At 45.0% G+C, this 10,340-nt stretch carries 9 protein-coding genes and 1 pseudogene; 3 read left to right on the top strand and 7 right to left on the bottom strand.

Going from position 1 to position 10,340, the window contains the following annotated elements; all coding sequences use genetic code 11:
- The first annotated feature begins 117 nt into the window (after positions 1-117).
- Together A3729_RS03995 and A3729_RS03990 are read left to right on the top strand one after the other, a co-directional pair.
- On the top strand, positions 118-1,944 hold the full coding sequence (locus A3729_RS03995) for an ATP-binding protein (RefSeq protein ID WP_068513156.1): 1,827 nt from the start codon (positions 118-120) through the stop codon (positions 1,942-1,944).
- Positions 1,945-2,014: 70 nt separating this feature from the next.
- Positions 2,015-3,361, top strand: coding sequence for a DUF3422 family protein (locus tag A3729_RS03990; RefSeq protein WP_068513152.1), 1,347 nt, complete (start codon positions 2,015-2,017; stop codon positions 3,359-3,361).
- A gap of 109 nt (positions 3,362-3,470) precedes the next feature.
- Here the strand turns inward: A3729_RS03990 and A3729_RS03985 are convergent, their stop codons facing one another.
- The 7 genes from A3729_RS03985 to sufB all read right to left on the bottom strand — a co-directional run bounded on the left by A3729_RS03985 (position 3,471) and on the right by sufB (position 9,865).
- Positions 3,471-3,929, bottom strand: a complete 459-nt coding sequence (locus A3729_RS03985) for a SufE family protein (protein WP_068513150.1) — start codon at positions 3,927-3,929, stop codon at positions 3,471-3,473.
- A gap of 191 nt (positions 3,930-4,120) precedes the next feature.
- Positions 4,121-4,645 (bottom strand): putative Fe-S cluster assembly protein SufT, encoded by a 525-nt coding sequence (gene sufT, locus A3729_RS03980; RefSeq protein WP_068513147.1) that lies wholly within the window; start codon positions 4,643-4,645, stop codon positions 4,121-4,123.
- Positions 4,646-4,648: 3 nt separating this feature from the next.
- A complete protein-coding gene (locus tag A3729_RS03975) occupies positions 4,649-5,014 on the bottom strand; it encodes an iron-sulfur cluster assembly accessory protein (protein WP_068513144.1) in 366 nt (121 codons plus the stop codon).
- Positions 5,015-5,036: 22 nt separating this feature from the next.
- Entirely contained in the window at positions 5,037-6,248 is a 1,212-nt protein-coding gene (locus A3729_RS03970; RefSeq protein ID WP_068513142.1) for an aminotransferase class V-fold PLP-dependent enzyme, read from the bottom strand.
- Positions 6,249-6,306: 58 nt separating this feature from the next.
- A complete protein-coding gene (sufD, locus tag A3729_RS03965; protein ID WP_068513139.1) occupies positions 6,307-7,575 on the bottom strand; it encodes a Fe-S cluster assembly protein SufD in 1,269 nt (422 codons plus the stop codon).
- A gap of 10 nt (positions 7,576-7,585) precedes the next feature.
- Positions 7,586-8,341, bottom strand: a complete 756-nt coding sequence (gene sufC / locus A3729_RS03960; RefSeq protein ID WP_068513135.1) for a Fe-S cluster assembly ATPase SufC — start codon at positions 8,339-8,341, stop codon at positions 7,586-7,588.
- A 75-nt stretch (positions 8,342-8,416) separates the two neighbouring features.
- The gene (gene sufB, locus A3729_RS03955) at positions 8,417-9,865 is read right to left on the bottom strand and encodes a Fe-S cluster assembly protein SufB (RefSeq protein ID WP_068513132.1); all 1,449 of its coding nucleotides are present in this window, start codon (positions 9,863-9,865) and stop codon (positions 8,417-8,419) included.
- Between the two features lie 274 nt (positions 9,866-10,139).
- Between sufB and A3729_RS03950 the strand changes: the two are divergent.
- Positions 10,140-10,340: pseudogene (locus tag A3729_RS03950) on the top strand (homoserine kinase); the annotation flags it as partial.

Raw genomic sequence — 10,340 nt, 5'->3', positions numbered from 1 at the left:
GTAAATATGGCGAATACATGATTTGTCGCTTATCCTTTAGTGAACACATTTCATTTAGAGTCGTCAGCATTGAACGCGAAGTATTCCCTACATAAACAGGATTCCTCGGAAGAGGCTATGAACCAGGAGGGTAAAGTTAGTCAACCCACCTCGCCTGTGGGGAAGTTTGACCGTTTTGTTGATGCCTGCATTCCTGAAGCTGTGCGCGCCGATTCATCGCAAGCTCTCCAAGCCAGAACACTCATTATTTTCGTGTTAATACTGAGCTTCTTTTCAATTGTTGGTATGACATTCACTTTAATGGTAGAACAGAGCTTGCCTTGGGAGCGAGTTCTAACCATGTTCCTGATCGCACTGCAGCCCGTTTCTTTGTTGATTATGTGGAAAAAGCAACACTTACGAGGGGCGGCCTTATTCTTTCTCGCTCTTAGCTTAATTCTGGTCTGCTATGTAGATTTTATGAATAGGTCTTTAGAGGGACCTGCAAGCGTCTTATGGGTTTTACCTTATGCAATGGCGGCTATGTTAGTTGGTGCGAGAAGTGCTTTTTACATCGCCTTGGCGTCGGTTGTTCTGATTAGCTTGAATGCCACATTACTTAAACTTGACTTACTTCCTGCTTCTTTGAGTTCTCCAGAAAACTGGATTTGGCTCAAATTGATTTTTACCTTAATCGTTCTGTGTACGGTTGCATTCTGTATCTATGGCTTGATTAGCCTTGAAAAGCGTAAACAAGAAGAATTAAGTCAAGAGATTCGACTAAATAAGAAGATGATGGAGTCTCTAGAAGTTGCTACAAATGAAGCCCAGGCGGCAGCTAGAAGTAAGGAGTTGTTTTTGGCTACGATGAGTCATGAGCTTCGAACACCGCTTAATGGTGTGTTGGGGAATGCTCAGCTTCTAGCAAAAGAGATTAAGGATATTAGCGCTAAAGCTCGTGTCGAGAATATAACTTCTTCTGGTGAACTTTTACTTTCAATTATTAATGATGTATTGGATTTCAGTAAATTTGAGTCGCAGGGCGTTTCTCTGAACCTAGAGGTTTTTGATCTTTCACAGTGCCTGCGTCAACTCTATCGTTTGATAAAACCGCGTGTGCAAGAGGGGGTTCAGTTTTCTATCTCGGGTGCTGATGAACCTATTTTTATCAATACCGACCCTAACCGCCTGTCACAAGTTATTCTTAACCTCCTATCTAATGCGGCAAAGTTCACGGAGCAAGGCCATATTGGGCTAAGTATGAGTATGCTAGGTGATGGGCAGTTGAAAATTCAGGTGAGTGATACTGGAAATGGTATTTCGGAAGAGAACCAAAAACGTTTATTTCAGGATTTTGTTCAGGTGGGTGATGATACGCAAAAGCATATGGAGGGGACGGGTCTAGGTCTGGCTATCACTCGTCGTATTGTTGAACGAATGGAAGGAGATATACAGGTATATAGCTCGCTTGGTAAGGGTACGACAATGGCTGTTTATCTGCCGGTTGAGCTTGTTGAAGAACCACAAACAGACCAAGACCCGGATATCGCAAGCAATTCACTGAACGATGTTGATTATTCTGCTGTACGGGTGCTGATAGTTGATGATGTTGAAATGAACTGTGTGATGCTCGAGGCATTACTAAATTCACTAGGTATCTCTAACTGCGAAGTAGAAAGGGACGGTCTTGATGCGGTGAATAGAATAAAACAGGACGATAATTTTGATATTCTCCTGATGGACGTACGTATGCCTATAATGAACGGTCTTGACGCGACTCGCCAAATACGTGAACTTGGATACGACAAACCGGTGATTGCGTTGACGGCAAATGCTTTTGAGGAAGATCAGGAAGGCTGTCTGGAGGCAGGTATGGAGCACTTTCTTGCAAAACCCTTACGCCTGGAAGATTTACAAAGTGTACTTAACAAAGCGCTGGCCAGTACTAATCCCTCCTTAAATTGATATAAATCCACATACGCTTAGTGTCTATATGATAAAGTTCTGGCATGTTTAGATAAGTCAGGGATTTTTTATGGGGCAGAGCGTTCCACACAATATTACCTTTTACGACCAGCGTGACCATCTGTTTAACGAGCTGCATACGCGCCCCTTTCCGGTTATTTCCTCTCCTGCCAGGGTTTCTCAATTATCGGTACTGCATCAAGTAGAGCAGACTGGCGTCGACTTTCGTTTAGGGGAATATCAGCATATATGTAACTTGTGTGCCCGCTATAGTGTTAATCCACCGACTGAAGAAGCTTCTTGCTACTATCAAGACTTCGGTGGTTTTGAGTTTCGCTGGGAACGTCATACCGAGTTTTCAACTTATACCTTTATTCATCAGTTAGAAAGTCAACCTTTTGAAAAGACAGGGCTTTCATTACTGCCTTCTGAGTGGTTGGAAGCGATTCCTGGTAAGGTGATTAGTGGTTTGCATGTCGAGGTAGAAGAAGAGCAATCTCATAATTATGAAAGCTCACAATCCGCCGTAGATGCCATGCGTAATAATTTTGAGGGGCATCGCTTACTAAGTTGCTTCGTTCGCGATAAACAGGCACAGGTTTGGACAGCGTACCGGATTCATAGTGACTCCATGGGGCGCTTTCTGATCGTTAATAAGGGCTTGAATCCTTGTCAGACCGGCCGCTTGGTGCGTCGAATATTGGAGTTGGAAACCTATCGAATGATGGCTTTGTTGTCGTTTCCGATTGCTAAGCAGACAGGGCCGAATATTCATCTAATGAACTTGAATCTGGCTGAGATCATTCAGAATATCACTGAGATTAAAAACCTTGATGACGAACGTCGTTTGATGGGAGCGTTGACCCACTTATCTGCGCAGATTGAACAGACAATATCGGAAACAAATTATCGCTTCTCAGCGACTGAAGCATACTACCATTTAGCGATGAGCAGGCTCGAAGAGTTAAAGGAAAGCGAGGTTTGCGGCTTACAGACACTGAGTGAGTTTCTAAGTCGTCGTTTAACGCCAGCTTACTTAACATGTGAAACCATAGAGAAAGATTTGGATGACTTGTCGCGCAGAATTGATAGAGCCAGTGAATTACTGCGAACGCGCATGAACCTCACAATAGAATCGCAGAACCAGAATTTACTGCAGTCCATGAACCGCCGTGGCAAGCTGCAGCTGCGTATGCAACAGGCTGTTGAAGGCTTATCTGTAGCAGCGATCAGTTATTATCTGGTTGGCTTGGTGAAGTACGTCGCAGAGTCTGCAAAATCAGGCGGCTTAATCGAAAGCAGCACGCTGGTTACCGGTATTTCAGTACCTTTTGCTATTGGTTTTGTGATGTTTGGTTTGGGACGAATGAAACGCAAGCTACATAAGGAAAATGAGAAACTGAAGGGAAATAATTAAATGGCTCTTAACCGAGTAGACCGTAGGCAGAGCCTTCCACGGCTCGCTGGCGGGTTAGCACGGAGAGTCCATATAAGGGGTGGAACCCTCTGCTTACGTTCGTTAAAAACTAAAAATTTCCAGCGATATTCTTCATGCGTTCAAGCATAGAGCGCAAGCCATTGCCTCGGGTTGGGCTGATATGACGCATCAGATCCATGTCATTGAATATTGCTTCAACATCTTTAGCGACGATTTCGGCAGGTGAGCGTGCATTAAGTGTCGCCAGTACAACAGAGGCAAGGCCTTTGACGATAATGGCGTCGCTCTCAATTAAAAAGAAAAGCTTGTTGCTGGCTTCGTCAAAGTAGTGAACAAGCCAGACTTGGCTTTGGCAGCCATGGACCAGGTTTAGTTCAGTCTTCTCTGCTTCAGGAAATGCCGGGAGTGATTTACCTAGGTCGATGATATATGCGTAACGTTCTTCCCAGTCATCCAGAAATTCGAAAGCCTCAAGGATATCGGCATCCGTAGTTTCGGTACCAAAAGGGTTGTTTTTAAACATGTCTGGATTAGCAGCTTGACTCATTAATACGACCTAAAGTGATAAACGATGATTCCGAGGGCGGGATTATATCATACAGATCGAGGCTTTCTTAAGGGGTGATTTTACCCTGTTAACATGCTGTATGTAGGTCGGGCTTTAGCCCGACAATGCAGGAACTTGGTATTAGTTGTGAGTTAGAGTATGCCTCGGAGATTGTCGGGTTGAACCGCGGCCTACAACATACCCAACTCTAATTTCGCTTCATCGGTGAGCATGTCGTTACTCCAGGGAGGGTCGAATACTAGCTCTACGCTGACTTTGTCTACGTTCGGTACTTGGCCAACTTTACGCTCGACATCGGCAATCATGGATGGCCCCATACCGCAGCCAGGGGCAGTGAGGGTCATGTTGATTTTGACTTCATTTTCTACAACTTTGCAGTCATAGATAAGACCGAGCTCGACCATATTAACCGGAATTTCAGGGTCATAGCATTCACGTAAGGCTTCCCATACCTGGTCTTTACTAACGCTGCCATCGGAGGGGGTTTCAAAACTGGATACAGCCACTTCTTTGCCTAGCGCATCAGCATCTTTGCCTTCAATGCGTGCAAGGTTACCATTGACTGCAACCGTATAAGTGCCTCCAAGCGATTGGGTAATGGTGACAAAAGAGCCCTTGGGAACCATGATCTCAGTACCGGCGGGTACTAGCCGGGCTTCACATTCACGGTTGGTGACAACTACTTCTCTTTCCATATCTTAAGACTCTTCAGTAACTGAAAAACTTTCACCGCAGCCACATTCGCCTGTGACATTAGGGTTCTTAAATTGAAACATTGAATTCAGGCCGACCGTGATAAAGTCGATTTGGGTGCCGTTCAGCATGGGTAAGTCTTTGTTAGGCACAAATAGCTGCAGAGAGTCGGTAATATTAAAGACTCGGTCATCCGTTTCAGGTGCTTCGCAAAGATCGGTTTCATACATAAAACCGGAGCAACCACTGGTTTCAAGATATAGGCGCAAACCTTTCTTATCAGGTGCTTTTTCAAGCTGCTTGGATATATGTGAAATTGCTGATTCACTCAGAGTGATTTCAACTTTCGGATCAAATGTTGCCAGAGACATAATGGTACCTATTAATGCTGTATCAAGCGAACATGCGCTGAATTTTTTCTAGCGCAACAAATAGCTGCTCGACTTCTTGTTCGGTATTATAAAAAGCAAAGGATGCGCGAGCCGTACCGGGGATTGAAAGATGATCCATTAGCGGCATTGCGCAGTGGTGTCCGGTGCGGATGCCTATGCCTTGCTGGTCGAGCAAGGTGCCGATATCGCTAGGGTGTAATCCTTCAATCAGGAAGGACATCACGGGTACTTTGTTTTTTGCTGTGCCGATGATTCTTAGCCCGGGTATCGTTGCAGCTAATTCATGGGCACGTGCCAGTAATTTTTGTTCGTGAGTTTCGATCGCTTCTCTATCTAAAGAGTCCATGTAGTCAATGGCTGCAGCTAAACCAATGGCTTCGGATATCGCTGGTGTACCGGCTTCAAATTTATAGGGTAGCTGGTTGAAGGTAGTCCTCTCAAAGCTAACGCGCTCTATCATTTCGCCACCACCTTGATAAGGAGGAAGCGCTTCTAAGCGAGCTTCTTTGCCGTAAAGCACGCCGATACCGGTTGGGCCAAATAATTTGTGTGAGGATAAAGCATAAAAATCACAGTCTAAAGCCTGAACGTCGACCTTGAAATGAGGCACTGCCTGGGCACCGTCGATAACGGTGATGATATTGGCAGCCTTTGCTTTTTCAATGATTTCTTTAACAGGGTTAATCGTGCCCAGGACATTGGATACGTGGGTGACAGCGATGACTTTGGTTTTCTCGTTAATCAACTCATCAACTTGGGAAAGTGATAGCTCACCGTTCTCGTCAAAATCGAGTACTTTAATTTGCGCACCGCATTTCTCCGCCGCTAATTGCCAGGGAACGATATTGGCGTGATGCTCCATGCGGCTAACGATGATCTCGTCACCAGGCTCTAGCTGACTTGCCAAACCGTTAGCAATCAGGTTAATGGCTTCAGTTGTTCCTTTGGTCCAAATGATTTCTTTGGTTGAGTTTGCATTGAGAAATTGACGAACTGTTTCGCGTGCACCTTCGAAACCAGCCGTTGCACGGTCACCCAAGGTGTGCGCGCCTCGGTGTACGTTGGCATTATCATGATGATAGTAGTTCGCCATGCTTTCGAGCACCGCTTCGGGCTTTTGTGCACTGGCGGCACTATCAAGGTAGATCAAAGGCTTGCCATTGACCTCTTGGTTTAGAATAGGGAATTGTTCTCTAATACTTTCAATATTCATTTATCACTCAATACCTTGATAGCTCTTTATGACGCAGGTGCACTAACGACGCGATCATTTAATCTAAAGGGTAACTTAACAGCTCTGCCAGTTGCTGCTCCCAGAAGTCTGCAATAGCTTCAATTGGGGCTGCCCGAACCACTTCCAATACAAAACCGAGGGTTAGCATCAGGCGAGCCTGTTCATGCGTTACGCCACGCGTTTTAAGGTAGTACAGTTCAGTTTCGTCTAACTGACCAATGGTTGTACCGTGAGCACATTTCACGTCATCGGCATAAATTTCCAGCTCGGGCTTGGAATCGATTTCAGCAGACGATGAAAGAAGAAGGTTCTTGTTATTCATTGAACCTAAGGTCTTCTGTGCGTCCGGGTGAATGTGAATTCGGCCATTAAAGACGATATGGGACTTATTGTCGGCAATACAACGGTAAGTCTCATTACTGGTGCAGTTTGGTGCAATATGTTCGATACAGGTATGGTTATCGTAATGCTGCTGACCGGTGGTGACAGTAACACCGTTAAGATCACACTCAGCACCTGCTTCTAACATCTGCACGTGCAAGTCGTGACGACCCACTTGGCTGCCCAAACCTAAAGAGTAGCTCTTGAAGTTAGCGTTACGATAGAGCGCGACACCGGTAAAACCGATTTGCTTGGCTGGCGTAGATTCAAGGTTCATACGCAAGTACTTTACATGAGCATTATCAGCAATACGCAGGTCACATACACTGTTAACAAGCCCTTGAGCACCTTCTTCGGCGTCAATGACGAGTTCTTCAATAAAGGTTGCTTCGGCATTTGCTTCAACGTTAATGAAAACGCGTGGCTGGCTCAGGCCGCTAGCATTGCTATGAAAAACCAACTTGAGTGGTTTGCCCAGTTGAGTATTCTTCGCAACGTTGATGAACAAGCCATCTTGCATCAAACCCGCATTCAGTTTTGCAAACAGCAAATGCTCTGCAGAATTACTTATGCTATTGGCGACAAGCTCGCACTCTTTCTCATCAAGAGAAGACAAACTTTTGATGGTGATACCCGCTTGTGACAAGGCATCAGCGTCATAGCTTGGCGCATTATTATTGGCGATCAGTATCGTGTTGCAATCAAGCTCGTAGCTCACTTGGTAGGGGGTAGCGATGGCCGTTGCTGGTGAAAAGCTTTCAGGAAGCTTCAAGTGCTTCGCTGAGTATTTCCAGGCTTCGGTTTTTCGGGTAGGCACAGCCGTTTGTGACAGGGCTGCCATACTTTCTTCGCTATATTTTTTCAGTGACTCGGGTAAGTCAGAAGACTTATTTAGACCGAAATCAATATCACTTAATAAGGTCATTACCGTGTCCCTAAGCTTTGTCTTCTTCGATGCCTAACCAGCCGTAGCCCTTTTCTTCAAGCTCAAGCGCGAGTTCCTTACCACCAGACTTAATAATCTGGCCGTTAGCAAGAACGTGAACGTAGTCAGGAACGATATAATCAAGTAAACGCTGGTAGTGAGTGACCATGACTACTGCACGCTCTGGTGAGCGCAGAGCATTAACGCCGTCAGCAACCACTTTAAGTGCGTCGATGTCTAGTCCGGAGTCGGTTTCGTCAAGAATCGCGAGTGATGGTTCAAGCATTAGCATTTGCATGATTTCATTACGCTTCTTTTCACCGCCAGAGAAACCTTCATTGACACCACGCTTCAAGAAAGATGGGTCTAGGTTAACTTGCTGAATCTTTGCTTTGGCTTGCTTCATGAATTCAGCCGCGTTCATTTCGTCCAGACCGCGGTGCTGGCGAATATTATTGATCGCAGTTTTCATAAATTGCAGGTTGCTAACGCCAGGAATCTCAACCGGATATTGGAAAGCTAGAAAGACACCTTCACGTGCTCTGTCTTCAGTTGACATGTCTAGCAAATCTTTGCTTTCGAAGTCGATACTGCCGTCTGTTACTTCATAAGCTTCATTGCCTGCAAGCACTTGCGATAAAGTACTTTTACCCGAGCCGTTTGGCCCCATAATCGCGTGAACTTCGCCTGCCTTCACTTCAAGGTTTAAGCCTTTCAGGATTTGTTTGCCTTCAACATTGGCATGTAAATTTTCGATCTTTAGCATTGTCTCTCTCTTTAATGCTTTTGGTCATCCCCGCCAGGGCAGGGGCCATTGTATTTTAATTGATTTAGAGTCTTATTAACCGACGGAGCCTTCAAGGCTGACTTCTAATAGTTTTGTTGCTTCGACAGCAAATTCCATCGGTAGCTCTTTAAATACTTCTTTACAAAATCCGTTAACGATCATTGATACTGCATGTTCCGCATCAATGCCACGTTGCTGACACAAGAACAGCTGGTCATCACTAACTTTCGATGTGGTGGCTTCGTGTTCAACGACTGCTGATTTATTCTTACTTTCGATGTAAGGGAAAGTGTGAGCGCCACACTTATCACCAATCAATAGCGAGTCACACTGAGTATAGTTTCGAGCGTTCTCGGCGCCAGGGCCAATACGAACCAAACCGCGATAGCTGCTGTCACTCTTACCGGCTGAAATACCTTTAGAAATGATAGTGCTTGAGGTGTTTTTACCCAAGTGAATCATTTTTGTTCCGGTGTCAGCTTGCTGGAAGTTATTGGTCAGTGCCACAGAGTAGAATTCACCAACACTGTTATCACCTCGCAAAATACAGCTTGGATACTTCCAGGTAATTGCTGAGCCGGTCTCAACCTGAGTCCAGCTAACCTTGGAGTTTTTACCGATACAAGACGCGCGCTTGGTCACAAAGTTGTAGATACCACCCTGACCATTTTCATCACCTGGGTACCAGTTTTGAACCGTTGAGTATTTGATCTCGGCGTCATCAAGAATGACGAGTTCCACAACGGCTGCATGAAGCTGGTTCTCGTCACGCATCGGTGCGGTACAGCCTTCAAGATAGCTGACATGGCTGCCTTCATCGGCAACGATCAATGTTCGTTCGAACTGCCCGGTGTTTGCTTCATTGATACGGAAATAAGTGGATAGTTCAAGTGGGCAGCGAACGCCTTTCGGGATATATACAAAGGAGCCGTCACTGAATACGGCAGAGTTAAGTGCCGAGTAATAATTGTCACGTTGGGGGACAACACTTCCTAAATACTTTTTGACTAGCTCGGGGTATTCGTGAACTGCTTCAGAAATAGGGCAGAAGATAACGCCAGCTTCCGTAAGCTTCTCTTTGAAGGTAGTACCGATAGAGACACTGTCGAAAACAGCATCAACTGCAACACCTGCCAAACGAGCACGCTCATGTAATGGTATGCCCAGTTTCTCGTAAGTTTCGAGCAGTTTAGGGTCGACTTCATCCAAACTTTGCGGCGCATCGTCCGGGTTTTTGGGAGCGGAAAAATAAGCGATGTCGTTAAAGTCGATTTCCGGGAAGTTTACCTGCTGCCATTCGGGTTGTTCCATATCCAGCCAGCTTTGATAAGCTTTCAAACGCCACTCTAGTAACCACTCAGGCTCATTCTTTTTTGCCGAAATACGACGAATGACATCCTCGTTTAATCCGGGTTCAAAGGTTTCTGACTCAATATCGGTCACAAACCCATGCTCATACTCTCGTTTAATCAGGTCTTTTACGGCCTTATCGGAGTCAGACATGCTTTTAAGCTCTCCCAAAAATAAGATATATCCGTTTGATAAAACAGGTTTTTTATCAAGCTGGTGTCATAGAATTTAGCGAATTATATAATAACCAAGTAATTTAGTCAGGTATTTTGATGCCACCTGAACAAAAAATAGTAAAAACGGTCAACTTCGATAAACTTCCAGAGGGCGCGTATTGTAGCTTTTTTTTCCAAAAAAATCAGATTTAGTACAATTAAAATACATTGCTTAGGCTAAGATAGGTATATATTCGGTAAGGAAGGAATAGATGGCTGTTTACACTCAATTGACTCGTTCACAAATAGACAAGCTTCTCGAGTCATATGACTTAGGTGAGCTTGTTGGCTTTAGCGAGATTAGCGCTGGTATTGAGAATACCAATTATTTTCTAGATACCTACCCAAAAAGCGGGGGCGAAGAAGCGGATAAAGGCGCCGTGAGGTATGTTCTTACTCTTTTCGAGAGCATG

The organism is Oleiphilus sp. HI0043 (genome assembly GCF_001634935.1).
The sequence above is the reverse complement of the archived record's forward strand: the minus strand, read 5'-3'. Positions and strand labels throughout refer to the sequence as shown.

Excerpts from the sequence above, each read along its gene's own strand:
- sufB (WP_068513132.1), bottom strand. The coding sequence starts at position 9,865 with ATGTCTGACTCCGATAAGGCCGTAAAAGACCTGATTAAACGAGAGTAT.
- A3729_RS03995 (WP_068513156.1), top strand. The coding sequence starts at position 118 with ATGAACCAGGAGGGTAAAGTTAGTCAACCCACCTCGCCTGTGGGGAAG.
- A3729_RS03975 (WP_068513144.1), bottom strand. The coding sequence starts at position 5,014 with ATGTCTCTGGCAACATTTGATCCGAAAGTTGAAATCACTCTGAGTGAA.
- A3729_RS03970 (WP_068513142.1), bottom strand. The coding sequence starts at position 6,248 with ATGAATATTGAAAGTATTAGAGAACAATTCCCTATTCTAAACCAAGAG.
- sufD (WP_068513139.1), bottom strand. The coding sequence starts at position 7,575 with ATGACCTTATTAAGTGATATTGATTTCGGTCTAAATAAGTCTTCTGAC.
- sufT (WP_068513147.1), bottom strand. The coding sequence starts at position 4,645 with ATGGAAAGAGAAGTAGTTGTCACCAACCGTGAATGTGAAGCCCGGCTA.
- sufC (WP_068513135.1), bottom strand. The coding sequence starts at position 8,341 with ATGCTAAAGATCGAAAATTTACATGCCAATGTTGAAGGCAAACAAATC.
- A3729_RS03990 (WP_068513152.1), top strand. The coding sequence starts at position 2,015 with ATGGGGCAGAGCGTTCCACACAATATTACCTTTTACGACCAGCGTGAC.
- A3729_RS03985 (WP_068513150.1), bottom strand. The coding sequence starts at position 3,929 with ATGAGTCAAGCTGCTAATCCAGACATGTTTAAAAACAACCCTTTTGGT.